Source organism: Mesorhizobium monacense (genome assembly GCF_056781675.1).
This window is the reverse complement of the sequence record NZ_CM165567.1, coordinates 5,236,595-5,255,498: the sequence shown is the minus strand read 5'-3', so window position 1 is coordinate 5,255,498 and position 18,904 is coordinate 5,236,595. Positions and strand designations below refer to the sequence as shown.

13 protein-coding genes are annotated in these 18,904 nt (G+C 64.8%); 5 read left to right on the top strand and 8 right to left on the bottom strand.

Features of this window, described 5'->3' with window-relative positions; all coding sequences use genetic code 11:
* Positions 1-414 carry a Cu(I)-responsive transcriptional regulator gene (gene cueR, locus AC1RUK_RS25145; protein WP_481838490.1) on the bottom strand — a complete coding sequence of 138 codons (414 nt, stop codon included), beginning with the start codon at positions 412-414 and terminating at the stop codon, positions 1-3.
* Positions 415-640: 226 nt separating this feature from the next.
* Here cueR and AC1RUK_RS25140 point away from each other — a divergent pair, with 226 nt between their 5' ends.
* A complete protein-coding gene (locus AC1RUK_RS25140; RefSeq protein ID WP_481838491.1) occupies positions 641-1,258 on the top strand; it encodes a L,D-transpeptidase in 618 nt (205 codons plus the stop codon).
* Positions 1,259-1,418: 160 nt separating this feature from the next.
* On the opposite strand, the gene AC1RUK_RS25135 is transcribed toward AC1RUK_RS25140, so the two are convergent.
* The 6 genes from AC1RUK_RS25135 to AC1RUK_RS25110 form a co-directional block, all read right to left on the bottom strand.
* On the bottom strand, positions 1,419-1,988 hold the full coding sequence (locus AC1RUK_RS25135; protein WP_481838492.1) for a NifU family protein: 570 nt from the start codon (positions 1,986-1,988) through the stop codon (positions 1,419-1,421).
* A 187-nt stretch (positions 1,989-2,175) separates the two neighbouring features.
* The gene (locus AC1RUK_RS25130; RefSeq protein ID WP_481838493.1) at positions 2,176-2,667 is read right to left on the bottom strand and encodes a universal stress protein; all 492 of its coding nucleotides are present in this window, start codon (positions 2,665-2,667) and stop codon (positions 2,176-2,178) included.
* Positions 2,668-2,752: 85 nt separating this feature from the next.
* Positions 2,753-3,820, bottom strand: a complete 1,068-nt coding sequence (gene trpS, locus AC1RUK_RS25125; protein WP_481838494.1) for a tryptophan--tRNA ligase — start codon at positions 3,818-3,820, stop codon at positions 2,753-2,755.
* A gap of 357 nt (positions 3,821-4,177) precedes the next feature.
* Complete coding sequence (gene murJ, locus AC1RUK_RS25120) at positions 4,178-5,782, bottom strand: murein biosynthesis integral membrane protein MurJ (RefSeq protein WP_481838495.1); 1,605 nt, start codon at positions 5,780-5,782, stop codon at positions 4,178-4,180.
* Between the two features lie 46 nt (positions 5,783-5,828).
* On the bottom strand, positions 5,829-8,630 hold the full coding sequence (locus AC1RUK_RS25115; protein WP_481838496.1) for a [protein-PII] uridylyltransferase: 2,802 nt from the start codon (positions 8,628-8,630) through the stop codon (positions 5,829-5,831).
* 34 nt (positions 8,631-8,664) lie between these two features.
* Positions 8,665-9,516 (bottom strand): glycosyltransferase family 25 protein, encoded by an 852-nt coding sequence (locus AC1RUK_RS25110; protein ID WP_481838497.1) that lies wholly within the window; start codon positions 9,514-9,516, stop codon positions 8,665-8,667.
* 186 nt (positions 9,517-9,702) lie between these two features.
* On the opposite strand from AC1RUK_RS25110, the gene AC1RUK_RS25105 reads away from it, so the two are divergent.
* The 3 genes from AC1RUK_RS25105 to AC1RUK_RS25095 all read left to right on the top strand — a co-directional run bounded on the left by AC1RUK_RS25105 (position 9,703) and on the right by AC1RUK_RS25095 (position 13,579).
* The gene (locus AC1RUK_RS25105) at positions 9,703-12,210 is read left to right on the top strand and encodes a heavy metal translocating P-type ATPase (RefSeq protein ID WP_481838498.1); all 2,508 of its coding nucleotides are present in this window, start codon (positions 9,703-9,705) and stop codon (positions 12,208-12,210) included.
* Between the two features lie 44 nt (positions 12,211-12,254).
* The gene (gene copM, locus AC1RUK_RS25100) at positions 12,255-12,647 is read left to right on the top strand and encodes a CopM family metallochaperone (protein ID WP_481838499.1); all 393 of its coding nucleotides are present in this window, start codon (positions 12,255-12,257) and stop codon (positions 12,645-12,647) included.
* Positions 12,648-12,733: 86 nt separating this feature from the next.
* Complete coding sequence (locus tag AC1RUK_RS25095) at positions 12,734-13,579, top strand: aldo/keto reductase (RefSeq protein ID WP_481838500.1); 846 nt, start codon at positions 12,734-12,736, stop codon at positions 13,577-13,579.
* 24 nt (positions 13,580-13,603) lie between these two features.
* Here AC1RUK_RS25095 and mutS read toward each other — a convergent pair whose 3' ends face one another.
* The gene (gene mutS / locus AC1RUK_RS25090) at positions 13,604-16,339 is read right to left on the bottom strand and encodes a DNA mismatch repair protein MutS (RefSeq protein ID WP_481838501.1); all 2,736 of its coding nucleotides are present in this window, start codon (positions 16,337-16,339) and stop codon (positions 13,604-13,606) included.
* 239 nt (positions 16,340-16,578) lie between these two features.
* Here mutS and AC1RUK_RS25085 point away from each other — a divergent pair, with 239 nt between their 5' ends.
* Positions 16,579-18,858, top strand: coding sequence for an NADP-dependent malic enzyme (locus tag AC1RUK_RS25085; RefSeq protein ID WP_481838502.1), 2,280 nt, complete (start codon positions 16,579-16,581; stop codon positions 18,856-18,858).
* Positions 18,859-18,904 lie beyond the last annotated feature (46 nt).

Here is an 18,904-nt window from a genome sequence, read left to right as displayed (position 1 = left end):
TTATGCCGCGGGCACTCGATTGCCTTCAGCCGCCCCAGCCATATCGTCCAAAATCGGGCAGTCCGGCCGGTCGTCGCCGTGGCAGGCGTGGATCAGCTTTTGCAGTGTCGAGCGCATCGACTGCAGCTCGCGCACCTTCTCCTCGATGGCGCTGACATGGGCGGCGGCGATCTCGCGCACGTCGTGGCTGGCGCGGCTGCGGTCCTGGTAGAGCGCCATCAGCTGGCGGCAGTCGTCGATGGAAAAGCCGAGGTTGCGCGCGCGGCGCAGGAAGGCCAGCCGGTGGATGTCGTCGCCCGAATAGTCGCGGTAGCCATTGCCGGCGCGCGCCGGCGCGATCAGGCCGATTTCCTCATAGTAGCGGATGGTCTTGGCCGGCAGGCCGGAACGCTCCGCGGCATCTCCGACATTCATGGCGTCTTCCCTGGTTTCGGCAGCTCTCGGAACTGCCCCATTGAAATTGCTTCACAATCCTGTGACGGCTGTTGCCGAAATGCCGCAGTCGCGAGCTTACCGGCACGTAAGGTCCTGCATATAGGCATCGCGCGCTTGGCAAGCAACGCAAATGCCAGCATGAATGGTTAAGGAAAAAGCGGCCGACTCGTGCCGCGATCAACTGGGCAGGGCATCGGACCTATTCATGCGCATGAAGTCGTTTGCAATTGTCGCTGCCCTCGCGCTGTCGACCACCATTAGCGGTTGCAGCACCATAGGCTCGCGGCTGTTCACCAACAACTACGGCGCGGTCACCGATGCGGGCTATCAATTGCCGCGCATCCCGATCGAGAAGGTGCCGGCGAAGTATCACCGGCAAGAGGTGGATTACGACACCAAGGAAAAGCCGGGCACCATCATCGTCGATACCCAGAACAAGTTCCTCTACTTCGTTGAGGGCGACGGCCGCGCGATACGCTACGGCATCGGCGTCGGCCGTGAAGGCTTCGAGTGGCACGGCACCGCCCGCATCGCGATCAAGCGCGAATGGCCGACCTGGACGCCGCCCTCGCAGATGATCAAGCGCCAGCCCGAGCTGGCCAAGTTCGCCGGTGGCATGGACCCCGGCCTGAAAAACCCGCTCGGCGCGCGCGCCATGTATCTGTTCAACAAGGGCGGCGACATGGGCTACCGCCTGCATGGCAGCCCGGAATGGAACTCGATCGGCACGGCGATGTCGTCGGGCTGCATCCGTCTGATGAACCAGGACATTATCGACCTCTACGACCGCGCCTCGGTCGGCGCCAAGGTCATCGTGCTGTGACACCTCTTATTACGCGGACCGTCTAGGCAACAAATGGACGTCCAAAAACAGAAAACCGGGCAATTCGGCCCGGTTTTTTGTTGTCTGAACTGGGACATGATCTCAGGCAAACCGCTGAGAATTCGCTCCGCCGCGTCAGGCGGCCGGCGGAGTAGAATTATCAGGAGACCTGTTCGACCTGCTGCACCTCGGGCACGAAATGCCGGAGCAGGTTCTGGATGCCGTGCTTCAGCGTCGCCGTCGACGACGGGCAGCCGGCGCAGGCGCCCTTCATGTGCAGGAACACGGTGCCGTTCTCGAAGCCGCGGAAGGTGATGTCGCCGCCATCCTGGGCAACCGCCGGGCGCACCCTGGTGTCGAGCAGTTCCTTGATGGTGATGACAAGCTCTTCGTCGGCCTTGTCGTAGAATTCGCCGGTCTGGCTGGTCTCGGCGGCGGGGCCGGCCCTGACCATGACGGGCGCCCCCGACATGAAGTGCTCCATGATGGCGCCGAGGATCGCCGGCTTCAAATGCTGCCAGTCGGGACCGTCCTTGGTCACGGTGACAAAATCATAGCCGAAGAAGACGCCGGTGACGCCCGGGATCTCGAACAGCCGGCCGGCCAGCGGCGAAGCTCCTGCCGCGCTGTCGGCGTCGCGGAAATCGGCGGTGCCTTCGCGCAGCACTTCCTTGCCGGGCAGGAACTTCAGCGTCGCCGGGTTCGGCGTCGATTCGGTCTGGATGAACATAGCTGTCTCCATGCCCGTATCGGGCAATAGTTTGGAATAATTCTAAATAGGCCCTATCGGCTGGACATTCAAGCGAAACGCGTCGCCTGAACGGCTGGCTGGCGGAATGTTTTTGCAGCTCCTGCCGAGCGCCTTGAGGTGTGTCGAAATGCAGGTAAGGCCGGCATCACCTCATTATCAGCATACCTCACGCCAGGCTGTCGATCTCCTCGTCGGAAAGATTCTGCGGCACCACGGTGACGGGAATGGGGAAGGCGGCGCCCTTGCCGGCCACCGCGCCGACCAGCGGCCCGGGGCCTTCCTTGCCGGCGCCGGCCGCCAGCACCAGGATGGCGATATCCTGGTCATCCTCGATCAGTCTGTGGATTTCTTCGGTCGGCTTGCCTTCGCGCACCACCAGCTCCGGCTCGATGCCGAGCTTCTGGCGCACCTTATTGGCATAGCTGTCGAGCGCGGTGCGCGCCGTGGCGTTGGCCTCCTCGCGCATGATCTTCTCGACCCCCAGCCAGTGCTGGAAATCGTCCGGCTCGATGACATAGAGCAGCACCAGCACGCCGCTGGTGCTCTGCGCCCGCTTCGAGGCGTAGGCGACGGCACGCTCGCATTCCGGCGTGTCGTCGATGATCGCCAGGAACTTGCGGCGGTGGCCGACTTCGCGGCTGAGGCGTTTGGAGACCATGTCTATCTACTCGGTGTTCGGCCGCAATCTGCCACCGCCGCAGACCGGCCGCAAGCGGGCGGCCACTATCGCGGTGTTGGACGGGTCAGCTCTGCAGCAGGCCGATGATGTCGCGCACCGTCTTCATCGTGGATTCCGCCAAAGTGCCGGCGCGTTCGCCGCCGTCCCTCAGCACCGCGTCGACATAGGCACGGTCGCCTTCGATGCGGCGCATCTCGCCGGCGATCGGTGCCAGCCTGTCGACGGCAAGGTCGGCCAGCGCCGGCTTGAACACCGAAAACTGTTGGCCGCCGAACTCCTTCAGCACATCCGACTTCGAGAGTTCGGCGAGGCCGGCATAGATGCCGACCAGGTTTTCCGCCTCGGGCCGGCCGGCAAGGCCGTCGAGCTCGCTCGGCAAGGCTTCCGGGTCGGTCTTGGCCTTGCGGATCTTCTTCGAGATGGTGTCGGCATCGTCGGTCAAATTGATGCGCGACAGATCCGACGGGTCCGACTTCGACATCTTCTTGGAGCCGTCGCGCAAGCTCATGATGCGCGCCGCCGGCCCGCCGATGACCGGTTCGGTCAGCGGGAAATAGCCATTCACCGTCTCCTCGCCGACCTGCATCTCGACGCCGACGCCAAGCGCCGCGATGCGGTCCGAAAAGTCGTTGTTGAATTTTTGCGCGATGTCGCGGGTCAGCTCCAGATGCTGCTTCTGGTCCTCGCCCACTGGCACGTGCGTGGCACGATAGAGCAGGATGTCGGCAGCCATCAGGCTCGGATAGGCAAGCAGGCCGAGCGAGGCGTTCTCGCGGTCCTTGCCGGCCTTGTCCTTGAACTGCGTCATGCGGTTCATCCAGCCGATGCGCGCCACGCAGTTGAAGATCCAGGCAAGCTCGGCATGCTGCATAACCCGCGACTGGTTGAAGACGATGTGCTTCTTCGGGTCGATGCCCGAGGCGAGGAAGGCCGCGGTGATCGAGCGCGTCTGGTCGGCAAGGTCCTCATAAACGAGTTGCGCGGTCAGCGAATGCAGGTCGACGACGCAATAGATGCAGTCGGACGTGTCCTGCAGGGCGACGAATTTCTTGATGGCGCCGAGATAGTTGCCGAGATGCAGATTGCCGGTCGGCTGGACGCCTGAAAAGACGAGCGGTTTGAAGGCGGTCATGATGTCCTCATGGCTTGTGGAGGGCCGTTTCGCGCGCGGCGAAAGTCTTGCGACGGCGCGCTTATGGACGAGACTTGCGCTCTGATCAAGACCGACGCTGTCTCGGGGCAAGACAATCACTTCAGGCCTGAATGTGCCGTCTCGTTTCGAGGCGATGGCGCCGCCCCTCACCTGCCTGCCGGCATCCTCTCCCCGTATAGTGACGGGGAGAGGGACGCTCTCATCGGCGATTTCGCCAATCTCCAGCGTTGCAGAAACAGCGCCGCGGTCACCGCCAGCCATCTTCTCCCCGTCATTATACGGGGAGAAGGTGCCGGCAGGCGGATGAGGGGCAGCGCCAACACCCCGAAGGACGACCTACTCGTCCAAATCGGCTTTTGCCTGCGGCGGTGCCTTTGGCGAGCCGCGTTTGACATTGCGCCGGATCATGCCGAAATCGGCGCCGCCGGTGGCGAAGGCGGTGATGAAATAGAGCAGTGCACCGCCGGCGACGAGACTGAGCAGCGTTGTCGCCTTGACCACCAGTGGCGAGCCGGGGCCAAGCCTGACGGCCAACCAGTGTTCGGCGAAATAGAGCGCCGCTGCCATCACCGCCGCCGACAGCACCAGCCGTGGAATGCGTTTCAGCAGCGGCACGTCGCGGCCCCAATGGCCGCGCCGGATCAGCACGGCAAGCAGCATCAGCGCATTGACCCAGCCGGCGACGGCCGACGCCACCGCAATGCCCGGCGCGCCCATCTTCGGAAACAGGGTCAGTGCGGTCGCGACGTTCACCGCCACCGAGATAGCGGCAAACATCATTGGCGTGCGCGTGTCCTCGCGGGCGAAATAGCCGGGGGTAAACGCCTTGATCAGCACGAAGGCCGGCAGGCCGAGGCCGAAGATCGCCAAGATCGCCGCCACCGTCGGCGTCGAGTGGTTGGCGGCAAAGGCGCCGCGCTCATAGACCAGCCGCACGATCGGCTCGGACATGACCCAGAGGGCGGCTGCCGCCGGCAAGGTCATGAACAGCGTGAACTCGACCGAGCGGTTCTGGAGGTTGGCGGCCTCGATCAGGTTGCCCGACTTCAGCGCCCGCGACAGTTCCGGCAACAGCACGATCGCCACGGCGACGCCGACGACGCCGAGCGGCAGCTGGTAGATGCGGTCGGCATAGGCGAGCGAGGAGACGGCGCTGTCCTGCGCCGAGGCGATCGCAGTGCCGATCAGCTGGTTGATCTGGGTGATGCCGCCGGTGATCGCCGCCGGCAGCGCCAGGATCAACAGCCGCTTGACACTGGGCGTCATCTTCGGCCGGCGAAAACCGATCGAGATGCCGGCATGGCGGACCGCCACCCAGACGATGGCCAGCTGCACCAGCCCCGCCGCTAGCACGCCCCAGGACAGGCCGAAGCCGACGGCATGGGCGTCCAGTCCATTGTACCAGGCATAGGCCAGCACCCCGATCAGGATGATGTTGAGGAACACCGGCGCCACCGCGGCGGCGAAATAGCGGCGCAGCGAATTCAGCATGCCGGCCATCATGGCGCCGAGCGACATGCAGATCAGGTAGGGAAACATGATGGTCGCAAGCCGAACCGTCGTCTCGAACTTGCCCGGCGTGTCGGCAAAGCCCGGCGCCACCAGGTAGCGCACGATCAGCGGCATCGCCAGTTCCATGACGATGGTCAGCGCCAGCAGCGCCGTGAACAGCACGCCGAACACCTCTTCGGAAAAGCGCTTGGCGCCCTCGGTGCCGTGGGTCTCGATCTCCTTGGCGAACAGCGGCACGAAGGCGGCGTTGAAGGCACCTTCGGCGAACAGCCGGCGGAAGGTGTTGGGAAACTGGAAGGCGGCGTTGAAGGCGTCGGCGACCGGCCCGGTGCCGAGTGCGGCCGCCATCAGCATCTCGCGGCCGAAGCCGAGGGCGCGGCTCATCAGCGTGCCGGACGCGACGGTGGCGAATTTCTTGACAAGGCTCATGCGCGGGGAGACTGACCGTGGGAATGGGACAAAGTGATGGTGATCCTCACTCGGCGGCCGCCTTGGCCTTGCCGTTGCGCTCCGGCGCGGTGCCTTCGAGGGTCTCGATCAGCCTTTTGTGAATGGTGGCCATGCGAGTCGGGCTGTCGATCTTCTGCCCCGTCAGGTCGGTGACATAGAAGGTGTCGATCACCTTTTCGCCGAAGGTGGTGATGTGCGCCGAGGCGATGTCGAGCGACAGGTCCGACAGCGCGCCGGTGATCTCCGACAGCAGGCCCGGCCGGTCCAGCCCCTCGATCTCGATCACCGAGAAGCGATTCGACAGCGAGTTCCGGATTTCGGCGCGCGGCTGAATGCGGAAGACCTTGGCGCCGCGCCGGGGCTTGGTGCGCTTCTCAATCATTTCGGGCAGCCAGCTCTTGCCCGACAGCACGTCCTCGATCAATCGGCCGACGCGCTCGGCGCGGCGACGCTCATCTTCGTCGAGGTCGAATTCCCGGCTGATCAGGATGGTGTCCAGCGCGCGGCCGTCGGAGGTGGTGAAGATCTGCGCGTCGACGATGTTGCCGCCGGCCCCGGCGCAGGCGCCGGCGATCACCGACAGCAGGCGCGGATGGTCCTGCGCTAGAACGGTGATCTCGGTCACCGCCTCGAACTGATGGGTCTTGACCATGGTGGCGAGCTTCTTGCCTGCCGCGTCCGCCTCGCGGATGAATTCGGCGTGGCGCAGCTGGTCGGCTAGGTCCACGGTCAGCAGGTAGTTCTCGTAATGCTGGGCGACATAGCGCTTGCGGTCCTTGGCCGGCCATTCGGCCAGCGCCTCGGCCAGCCGCTCGCGCGCGGCGGCAGTGCGCTCGGCGCGCGACACTTCCGAGAAGCCGCCGGTGAGAAGCAGTTCGGTCTCGTAGTAGAGCGTGCGCAGCAACTGTCCCTTCCAGCCGTTCCACACGCCAGGCCCGACGCCTCTGATGTCGCAGACGGTCAGGATCAGCAACAGCTTCAGCCGCTCGACCGACTGCACGATCGAGGCGAAATCCTCGATCGTCTTGCGGTCGTTGAGGTCGCGCGTCTGCGCCGTCATCGACATGACCAAGTGGTTCTCGACCAGCCAGGCGACGGTTTCGGTGTCGGCCGCCGACAGCCCCATATGCGGGCAGATGCGCCGTGCGATGCGCGCGCCGGCCTCCGAATGGTCCTCCAGACGCCCCTTGGCGATATCGTGCAGCAGCACCACCACATAGAGCGCCTCGCGGCTCTTCTTCAGTCCCGGCATCAGCGTGTGGGACAGCGGATGCACCTTCTCGCCGTCGCCGCGCTCGATCTCGGCCAGCACGCCGATGCAGCGGATCAGGTGCTCGTCCACCGTATAGTGGTGGTACATCGAGAACTGCATCATGGCGACGATCTTGCCGAAATCGGGGATCAATCTGCCGAGCAGCCCCGCCTCGTTCATGCGCCTGAGATTGAGCTCGGCGTTGCGATCCGAGGTCAAGATGTCGAGGAACAGCCGGTTGGCTTCCTCGTCGCGCCTGAGCGCCTTGCCGACCAGGCCGAGCGAACGGGTCAGGAGCTTCAGCGCGTCGGGATGGAACTCCAGCCCGTGCTTGTCGGCGAACCAGAACAGCCGCAAGAGATTGACCGGATCGCGCTCGAACACCAGGTCGTCGGCGACGTTGATGCGGTGGTTGTCGACGATGAAATCGGACGTGCCGGCGAGCTTGCGCTTGCGGCGCGAGAAGGTGAGGAAGATGCGGTTGAAGCCCGGCACGTGCTTGGCCTGTTCCTCCTCCAGCGCCGCGCAGAAGATGCGGGTCAGGTCGCCCACATCCTTGGCGACGAGGAAGTAGTGCTTCATGAAGCGCTCGACCGCCGACAGGCCGGGATGGGTGGTGTAGCCCAGCCGCTCGGCGATCTCGCGCTGGATGTCGAAATGCAGCCGCTCCTCGGGCTTGCCGGTGAGGAAATGCATGTGGCAGCGCACCGCCCAGAGAAAATCCTCGGCTTTCTGGAACTCGCGGTATTCGGCTTCCGTGAAAACGCCCTTGTCGACCAGCTCCCCGCCGGTGCGCACCCGGTAGAAATACTTGGCGATCCAGAACAGGGTCTGCAGGTCGCGCAGGCCGCCCTTGCCGTCCTTGACATTGGGTTCGACGAGATAGCGGCTTTCGCCGGCCTTGGCATGGCGCTCATCGCGCTCGGCAAGCTTCGCCTGCACATATTCGGGCCCTGTCGTGCGCACCACCTCGTGGTCGAAGCGCAGCAGGAGCTCGTCATAGAGTTTCAGCTCGCCCCAAAGGAAACGCGCTTCCAGGATCGAGGTGCGGATGGTGATGTCGGTGCGCGACAGCCTCAGACACTCGTCGATGTTGCGGGTGGCGTGGCCGACCTTCAGGCCGAGATCCCACAGCATGTAGAGCATGTATTCGACGATCTGCTCGCCCCACGGCGTCTGCTTGTAGGGCAGCAGGAACAGCAGGTCGATGTCGGAGCCCGGCGCCAGCGTGCCGCGGCCATAGCCGCCGACCGCGACCACGGCCATGCGTTCGGCCGAAGACGGGTTCTTGACGCGGTAGACATGGGTCGCCGCGAAATCGTAGAGCGCGCGGATGATCTCGTCCATGAGATGCGACAGCCGGGCGGCGCAGGCGGTGCCGCCGCCGTCGTCCTTCAGCATGGTCTCGGCGACCTTGCGGCCGTCGGCGAGCCGGCCTTTGAGCAGTTGGAGGACGCGGCCCCGCGTGGCCTGGCCGGAGCCGTCGCCGGCCGTTGCCGCGGTCAGTGCCGTCATCTCGCGGCGCAAGGCGTCGCCGTCGATCAGCTCGTCGAGTTTCAGGGATATTTTTGCCATATGCGGAGGTTGGGTCTCGCCTTTTTGGCGGCGTCTATAGCGCGTTTTCGCGGTGCTGGGTATGGGGCGGTCGAACACGCTTGCCCTGGTGTTCGAATGGGATGGTCTTCCACTGACGCAGCCGGCAGAAATCGACAAACTGCCGTGCCAGGCGCCTGATCTCGAGCCTTACCCTGGTGATGGTGGACTTCTTGCGTTTTCTGTCCGTGCCGCTCGTGGCGCGCTGATCGTCGCGATCCTGCCTTAGCAGGCTCGGCAGCCGGACAGCAGCGCCTGCCAGGAACTGGCCCTGCACACACAGCGCCGGAACCATCTGGTAGATCGTCTTGCTCGACGATGTCTCGAATTTCGGATTGAAGAGGAGCTGATCGACCGGGATGCCGATATCTTCGGTAGCCTTGATGAGATCGCTCGCCGCCTGTCGTGAGAGGATGTAGCCGGCCGAACCGATATGGGTTGCGTGCAGCCTGCTGACTGAAAACCCGTGGCCGGCGGCAATGCGTTTGCGCGCGATCGTGGTCCTGTTGAGGAACGTCTCAAGCTTGACGATGTCGGCGTCGGCGGGAATCCAGCTGGGATCGGCGAGCAATGCGCCGGCTCTCCCGGAAAAGATGACATCGTCCTCGAAGATGGCGCCGCAGCTATCCTCGCCTGCCGCGATGATCGTCCAGCAAGCCCTGTGGCTGAGCAGGCAGGCGATCTCGGCGTCAGCGAGGCGCCATGGCGATATGCGCCTGACCTTGAGCGGCATCGAGGCCAGATCCGGCCGTTCCTGCGCGTCGATCGCGGCGACCCGCTCGAATCCCACGCCGATGCGCGAGAACTCGCCCTTGATATGGGCAAGTCTGTCGGCGGACCGATCGAGGTTGATGACCAGACACTTCATTTGAGCGGGATCGATGCGATTGCGGGAAGTGGGCGTCCATAGCATATGGGCGCAACCGCGCGCGGTATTTCTTTGCCAATGCGATTTCGACTGCGCCACGGCACGAAAAGTTGAAACTCGCCCTTGACCTTCCAGTTACTGGAAGCCCTACCTCCGCACCAGATCGAGACATCAGAGGCATTCCGGATGGCCCATTCCGACCATGATCACCACGCGCACGCCGGAGGCTGCTGCTCCGCGAAAGGTGCCGCGCCAAGCGCGGCGGCCGTCGTCCGCGATCCGGTCTGCGGTATGACCGTCGATCCGGCCGCCGGCAAGCCGATGGCCGAGCATGGCGGTCAGGTTCACCATTTCTGCAGCGAGCGCTGCCGCGCGAAATTCGTCGCCGAGCCGGAAAAATACCTGACGGCCACCGATCCCGTGTGCGGCATGAGCGTCGACCGCGCCACCGCAAAGTACTTTTTGCGTCACGAGGGTCAGGGCCTCTATTTCTGTTCCGCCGGGTGCAGGTCGAAGTTCGAGGCGGAACCCGCAAAATATCTCGGCGATAGGCCTGAGTCGCAGGCGATGCCGAAAGGCACGCAATACACCTGCCCGATGCATCCCGAAATCATTCGCGACAAGCCTGGCGCCTGCCCGATCTGCGGCATGGCGCTGGAGCCGATGGGCGTGCCGACCGGCGACGAGGGTCCGAACCCGGAACTGGTCGATTTCACAAGGCGCTTCTGGGTCAGCGCGGTGCTGTCCTTGCCCTTGCTGATCGGCGCCATGGCGCCGATGCTCGGCCTGAGCTTCGAAAGCCTCATCGACGATCGGTCGAAGACCTGGCTTGAACTGGCGCTGGCGAGCCCGGTGGTGCTGTGGGCGGCATTCCCCTTCTTCCATCGCGGCTGGCAGTCGGTCCTCAACCGCAGCCCCAACATGTGGACGCTGATTTCGCTGGGCGTCGGCGCCGCTTACCTCTACAGCGTCATCGCCACGCTGTTTCCGGATATATTTCCGCATCAGTTCCGCGGCCACGGCGGCACTGTCCCGGTCTATTTCGAGGCCGCCGCCGTCATCGTCGCGCTGGTGTTCCTCGGCCAGGTTCTCGAACTGCGCGCCCGTGAAAAGACCGGCTCGGCGATCCGCGCCTTGCTAGACCTGGCGCCGAAGACGGCCAGGCTGATCGGCGCGGACGGTTCCGAGACGGACGTGCCGCTCGACACGGTCAAGGCCGGTGACCGACTGCGCATCCGCCCCGGCGATGCCGTGCCGGTCGACGGCACCGTGCTCGAAGGCCGCTCCTCGGTCGACGAATCGATGATATCTGGCGAGCCCCTGCCGGTCGAAAAGACCGAAGGCGATGCCCTGACCGGTGGCACGCTCAACAAGAACGGCTCGCTGGTCATGCGCGCCGAGCGGATCGGCGCCGAGACGACGCTGGCCCGCATCGTCGAGCTCGTCGCCAAGGCGCAGCGTTCGCGCGCGCCGATCCAGGGACTGGCCGATCGCGTCTCCTTCTATTTCGTCCCTGCCGTCGTGCTGGTCGCGATCATCGCCTTCGCGGCCTGGGCAATCCTCGGTCCCCAGCCCAGCCTGATCTTCGCCATCGTTTCGGCGGTGTCGGTTCTGATCATTGCCTGTCCCTGCGCGCTCGGCCTGGCGACGCCGATGTCGATCATGACCGCGACCGGGCGCGGCGCCCATGCCGGCGTGCTGATCAAGGAGGCCGCGGCGCTCGAACGCTTTGCTTCGGTCGATACGCTGATCGTCGACAAGACCGGCACCTTGACCGAGGGCCGGCCGCGATTGACCGATGTCGTCGCCGCCGAAGGCATGGCGGAGAATGAATTGCTGGCACTCGCTGCCGCCCTCGAAAAGGGTTCGGAGCATCCGCTGGCCGAGGCCATCGTCGATGGCGCCGGCGAACGGGGCCTGAAGGTCGCCGGCGCCAGCGATTTCGAGGCGGTCACCGGCAAGGGCGTCTCCGGCACGGTGTCGGGCAGCAAGGTTGCGCTCGGCAACGCAGCGATGATGGCCGATTTCGGCATCGACACCGCGCCGCTCGGTGGACAGGCAACGGCGCTGCAAACGGACGGCAAGACGGTGATGTTCGTTGCCGTGGGGAAAAGTCTGGCGGGCATCGTCGCCGTCGCCGATCCGGTCAAGGCGACGACAGCGGAGGCGATCAAGGCGCTGCATGACAGGGGCTTGAGGATCATCATGGCGACCGGCGACAATGAGCGCACGGCCAAGGCCATAGCCGGCAAGCTCGGCATCGACGAGGTTCGCGCCGGCATGCTGCCGGAACAGAAGGCGGCCCTTGTCGAGGAATTGCGCTCGAAAGGCGCAGGGGTCGCCATGGCCGGCGACGGCGTCAATGATGCGCCGGCACTTGCTGCCGCCGATGTCGGCATCGCCATGGGCACCGGCGCCGATGTCGCGGTCGAAAGCGCCGGGATCACCCTGGTCAAGGGCGACCTCAACGGCATCGTCAGGGCGCGCACGCTTGCCCAGGCGACGATCCGCAACATCCGCCAGAACCTTTTCTTCGCCTTCCTCTACAACGTGCTCGGCGTACCGGTCGCCGCCGGCGTGTTCTATCCGCTCACCGGCACGCTTTTGTCGCCGATGCTGGCGGCGGCGGCGATGAGCCTGTCCTCGGTCTCGGTCATCGGCAACGCGTTGCGGCTGAGAACGTTGAAACTCTGAGCAAAGCTCCCAAATACGGAATTCCATTCAACAGGAGATCACGGATGAATTTGGCCAAGAAGACTGTGCTTTTGCTGATGGCGGCGGGAATGCTGCTCGCAGTGTTCCTCGAAAGCGTTCCTGCACAATCGGAGGAGATGAAGCACGACATGTCCGGCATGGCGATGGGCGCCGACAGCCCTTCGGCCGCTGGCTACAAGGCGGCGATGGACAAGATGCACGCCGACATGATGGCGATCGAAAGTACCGGCAATGCCGACGTCGATTTCGTCCGCGGCATGATCCCGCATCATCAAGGCGCGATCGACATGGCCAAGGTCGAGCTTGCCAACGGCAAGGACCCGGAAATCCGCAAGCTGGCCGAGGGCGTCATCGCCGCGCAGGAAGCCGAGATCAAAGAGATGCAGGCCTGGCTCGCCGCTCATCCGGTGAAGTAGCAGCAGGCCGGGACCGTCCGGACGGGACTTTCGTCTGGATTTCCCACGTCGCCTGTGCTGCGATCCGGCACCAAGTGGAGCATGCCATGCCGTCAACGATCAGAACCACCACGCTGCCCTCCGGCGAAGCCGTTCCCGTGCTCGGCCAGGGCACCTGGAAAATGGGCGAGGATGCCCGTCGCCGTGCCGATGAGGTGAAGGCCCTGCAGCTCGGCCTGGACCTTGGCGTCACGCTGATCGACACCGCCGAAATGTATGCCAGTGGCGGCGCCGAGGAGGTGGTGGCGGAGGCTATTGCCGGGCGTCGCGACGAGACCTTCCTGGTCTCCAAGGTGCTGCCCTCCAACGCCTCTCGCGCCGGCGTGAAGCGGGCCTGCGAGAGCAGCCTGGAACGCCTCGCGACCGACCACATCGATCTCTATCTTCTGCATTGGCCGGGCAGCGTGCCTTTGGCGGAGACGGTCGAGGCGTTCGAGGCGCTGAAAAAGGCTGGCAAGATCCGTCATTGGGGCGTCAGCAATTTCGACACCGACGAGATGGAGGAACTGGTCGGCCTGCCTGACGGCGGCAGTGTCCAGACCAACCAGGTGCTCTACAATCTGTCGCGGCGCGGCCCCGAATTCGACCTTGCGCCGTGGAGCCGGCAACGCGGCATTCCGCTGATGGCCTATTCGCCGGTCGAGCAGGGTGCGTTGGCGCGCAACACCAGGCTCGAGGCCATCGCCGCCCGCCAAAATGCTACCCCGGCGCAGATCGCGCTTGCCTGGGTGATGGCACAGACGGACGTCATCGCCATACCAAAAGCGACGAAGCAGGAGCATGTGCGCCAGAACGCCGCCGCACTCGACATCAGGCTGAGTTCAGAGGATCTCGCCGAGCTCGACCGCGCCTTTCCGCCGCCGACCCGCAAGCGCGGGCTGGAGATGATTTGAGCGGCAGCTTCGGCGACGCCGCTCTTACTTCCCTGCCATCCCCTTCAGCCTGTACAGCGCCTCCAGCGCCTCGCGTGGCGTCATCTCGTCAGGATTGATCGCGCCGAGTGCCTCGCCCAGCGCATCGTTCTTGACCGGTTTCGACGCTTCCCGCTTCACCGCCACCGAAAACAGCGGCAGGTCGTCCACTAGGCGGTTTGCCTTGCCCGAAACCTCGCCTTCCTCCAGCTGGTGCAGCACCTCCTTCGCCCGCCCGACCACGGCTTCCGGCAGGCCGGCGAGCCGCGCCACCTGGACGCCGTAGGAGCGGTCTGCGGCACCCTTGCCGACCTCGTGCAGGAAGACCACGTCGCCTTCCCATTCCTTGACCCGCATGGTGACGTTGTGCAGCCGCGGCAGCTTGCCCGCCAGCGCCGTCATCTCGTGGAAATGGGTGGCGAAGATCGCCCGGCAGCGGTTCTTCTCATGCAGATATTCGACCGCCGCCCAGGCGATCGACAGGCCGTCGAAGGTGGCGGTGCCGCGGCCGATTTCATCCAGGATGACCAGCGCCCGTTCGCCGGCCTGGTTGAGGATCGCCGCCGTCTCGACCATCTCGACCATGAAGGTCGAACGGCCGCGCGCCAAATCGTCCGACGCGCCGACACGCGAGAACAGCCGGTCGACGACGCCGATGTGGGCAGATGTCGCCGGCACGAACGAGCCCGTCTGGGCAAGGATGGCGATCAGCGCGTTCTGCCGCAGGAAGGTTGATTTGCCGCCCATGTTGGGGCCGGTCAGCAGCCAGATCGCGCCGTTCTTCGCGCCGCCTTCCGGCGACAGGTCGCAATCATTGGCGACGAACGGTCCTTCGCCCGAACGCCGCAATGCCTGTTCGACCACCGGATGCCGCCCACCGGAGATATCGAAGGCAAGGCTGGAATCCACCACAGGACGGCACCAGGCCTCGCTTTCCGAAAGCAGGGCAAGCGCCGCCGACACGTCAATCACGGCAAGCGCCTCGGCGCCGGCGCGGATGCTGTCTGCCTCGCCGACCACTTCCGCCGTCAGCCTGTCGAAAGTGGCCAGTTCGATGCTAAGCGCCCGGTCGGCGGCGTTGGCGATTTTTGTCTCGAGTTCGGCGAGCTCCGTCGTGGTAAACCGCATGGCGTTGGCCATGGTCTGGCGATGGATGAAGCGCGCCTTGGCGGCGTCGCTGCCGGTCATGATCGAGTGGTGATTGGCGGTCACCTCGATGTAATAGCCGAGCACATTGTTGTGCCGGATCTTCAGCGAGCGGATGCCGGTCTCCTCGATCAGCGAGCGCTCCAGCCCGGCGATCACTTTTCGGGATTCGTCGCGCAGTGCCCGCATCTCGTCGAGTTCGGGATGGTAGCCGCCGCGCACGAAGCCGCCGTCGCGCTTGAGCAGCGGCAACTCCTCGCTGAGCGCCTGGCTGAGATGCTCTGAGAGCATGCGCGGCAACGCCTTGATGGCGGTGAGCGCCGCCGCCAATTCCTGGGGCAGGGCTGTCGCGGCAAAGATATCGGCAATTGTGCCTGCCGCCTCGAAGCCGGCGCGCAGCGCGCCGAGATCGCGCGGACCGCCGCGGTTGAGCGCCAGCCTGGACAGCGCGCGCGGCATGTCGGCGACGCTCTTCAGGTTCGTCTGCACTGCCTGGCAGAGCCGCGTCTCGGAACGGAAGAACGACACCGAATCCAGCCTCGCCCCGATCGCCGCCGGGTCGGTCAGCGGCGCCATCAGCCGGTCGGCCAGCAGTCTTGCGCCGCCGCCGGTCACCGTGCGGTCGATCGCCTTGAACAGCGAGCCGTCGCGGCTGCCCGACAAAGTGCGCAGCAGCTCCAGATTGCCGCGCGTCGCGGGGTCGATGAACAGCGTCGAGCCGGCTTCCTCGCGTTCGGGCCTAGACAGTGGCGGCCGCTCGGCCTTCTGCGTCTTCTCGACATAGGCAATAGTGCCGGAGATCGCCGACAGCTCGGCGCGGGAAAACGTTCCAAAACTGTCCGGCGTCGCCACCTCGAAGAAGCGGGCTATGCGCCCAGCCGCCGATGCCGAATCGAACAGTGACGGCGGCTGCGGACTGGCGACGCGGCCTATGACGTCGAACACCGGCTTCAGCTCCGGGTCGTAGAATACCGGTTCGGCGACGATCAGCTCGCGCGGATCGACGCGGAACACGTCGGCCAGCAGCCGGTCGGCGGTGGTTTCGGCGACGCGGAAGGCGCCGGTCGAGATCTCGATCCAGGCCAGCGCGAAGCAATGCTCGGCGGCCCCGCCCTTCACCCGCCCCAGCGCCATCAGGAAGCTCGATTCCGACGGCGCCAGCAATTTGTCCTCGGTGATGGTGCCGGGCGTCACCAGCCGCACCACGTCGCGGCGCACCACCGATTTGCCGCCGCGTTTCTTGGCTTCCGCCGGGTCCTCGATCTGCTCGCAGACGGCGACACGAAAACCCTGGCCGATCAGCTTCTGCAGATAGTCGTCGGCCGCATGCACCGGCACGCCGCACATCGGGATGTCGTGGCCCTGGTGCTTGCCGCGCTTGGTCAAGACGATGCCGAGCGCCCGGCTCGCCTTTTCGGCGTCGTCGAAGAACAGCTCGTAGAAATCGCCCATGCGGTAGAACAGCAGCGAATCCGGGTTCGCCGCCTTGATCTCGATGTACTGCTCCATCATCGGCGTGGCGCCGGCTGGCGCGGCGGCGGGCGTAGGCGTCATCGCCTCTGGGGCGTCGGGCTCGGTTGGCGTGTGCATGTTCATGCCAGCACGCTAGCAGATGTGATGGCGCGGTTTAATGCCGGCGGCTCGAAAAGCAGGGGAAGAAGCGGCCGCTCCTGCTGTTGCCAGCGCCGGACCGCCAACAGCCCGCGACATGCTGGAAGCGCATTTCCGGATCGCTTGGCGGTTTACAGCGTCCTCGTGTGGCCTTAATCCGGAAGCTCACAAAAACATGGCATCCATCTCAAGGGTGCCGCACCGGCGAGGAAATCAAGAGCATCATGGCCAGGAAAACCGAAAACAGCGGTCCCTCCGTCAGCGCCCAGGAGGCGTTGGAATTCCATGCCATGGGCCGCCCGGGCAAGCTGGAGATCGTCGCCACAAAACCGATGGCGACGCAGCGTGACCTGAGCCTCGCCTATTCGCCGGGTGTCGCCGTTCCCGTGCGCGCCATCGCCGAGGATCCGAGCCTCGCCTTCGACTATACGACGCGCGGCAACATGGTCGCCGTCATCTCCAACGGCACCGCCATCCTCGGTCTCGGCAATCTCGGCGCGCTGGCCTCCAAGCCGGTGATGGAAGGCAAGGCGGTGTTGTTCAAGCGCTTCGCCGATGTCGATTCCATCGACCTCGAAGTCGACACCGAGGATGCCGACGAGTTCATCAACTGCGTGCGCTACCTCGGGCCCTCCTTCGGCGGCATCAACCTCGAGGACATCAAGGCACCCGAGTGCTTCATCATCGAGCAGCGGTTGCGCGAATTGATGGACATTCCGGTCTTCCATGACGACCAGCACGGCACCGCCATCATCTCCGCCGCCGGCCTGATCAACGCGCTGGAGATCACCGGCCGCGACATGAAGACCACGAAGATGGTCTGCAACGGCGCCGGTGCCGCCGGCATCGCCTGCATCGAGCTGATGAAGGCGATGGGTTTTTCGCCGGAAAACATCATCCTGTGCGACACCAAGGGCGTCGTCTTTCAAGGCCGCACCGAAGGCATGAACCAGTGGAAGTCGGCGCATGCGGTCAAGACCGAGGCGCGCAGCCTGGCCGAAGCGCTGGACGGCGCCGACGTTTTCCTCGGCCTCTCTGCCAAGGGCGCGCTGACCACCAAGATGGTGCAGTCGATGGCCAAGAACCCGATCATCTTCGCCATGGCCAATCCCGATCCGGAGATCACGCCGGAGGAAGTGGCCGAGATCCGCACCGACGCCATCATGGCCACCGGCCGCTCGGATTATCCGAACCAGGTCAACAATGTGCTCGGTTTCCCCTACATCTTCCGCGGCGCGCTGGATGTCAGGGCCACCACCATCAATGACGAGATGAAGATCGCCGCGGCCCACGCGCTGGCCGAACTGGCGCGCAAGGACGTGCCCGACGACGTCGCCGCCGCCTATCAGGGCAACCGGCCGAAATTCGGCCCCAACTACATCATCCCGGTGCCGTTCGACCCGCGCCTGATCGCGGCCATCCCGCTTGCGGTCGCCAAGGCGGCGATGGACTCGGGCGTCGCCCGCAAGCCGATCCTCGATCTCGATCGCTACGCGCAGGAGCTTTCGGCCCGCCGCGACCCGATCGCCTCGACGTTGCAGCGCATCTACGACCGCGTGCGCCGCCAGCCCAAGCGCATCGTCTTCGCCGAGGGCGAGGAAGAGCAGGTGATGCGCGCCGCCGTCTCCTATGTGAACCAGAAGCTCGGCACCGCCATCCTGCTCGGCCGCGACGATGTCATCAAGGAGAATGCCAAGCACGCCGGCATCGAGCTCAACAAGCAAGGCATCGAGATCATCAACGCCAGGCTGTCGCGCCGCAACGGCATCTACACCGACTATCTCTACGAGCGCATGCAGCGCAAGGGCTTCCTGTTCCGCGACTGCCAGCGCCTGATCAACAACGATCGCAACCATTTCGCCGCCTGCATGGTGGCGCTGGGCGATGCCGACGGCATCGTCACAGGCGTGACCCGCAACTATTCCACGGCGCTCGACGACATCCGTCGCATCATCGATGCCAAGCCCGGCCACCGCGTCATCGGCGTGTCGATTGTGCTCGCGCGGGGACGGACGGTGCTGGTCGCCGACACCGCCGTGCACGACATGCCGAATGCCGAGCAGATTGCCGACATTGCCGAGGAGGCGGCCGGCTTTGCCCGCCGCATGGGCTACGAGCCGAGGCTCGCCATGCTCGCCTACTCGACGTTCGGCCATCCTCAGGGCGAACGCTCCGAGCGCGTGCAGGAAGCGGTGCGCATCCTCGACAAGCGCCGCGTCGATTTCGAGTATGACGGCGAGATGGCCGCCGACGTGGCGCTGAATGCCCGTGCCATGGCGCAATACCCGTTCATAAGGCTCACTGGCCCGGCCAATGTGCTGATCATGCCCGCATTCCACTCGGCCTCGATCTCGACCAAAATGTTGCAGGAGCTAGGCGGCTCCACCGTCATCGGTCCGCTGCTGGTTGGCCTCAACAAGCCGGTGCAGATTGTCTCGCTGAACGCCAAGGACTCGGACATCGTCAACATGGCGGCCATCGCGGCGTATAGCGCGGGGGCTTGACGAAAGGTCCGCGCAGCGGGCGAAAGGCCAACGGTGAGCCAGCGAA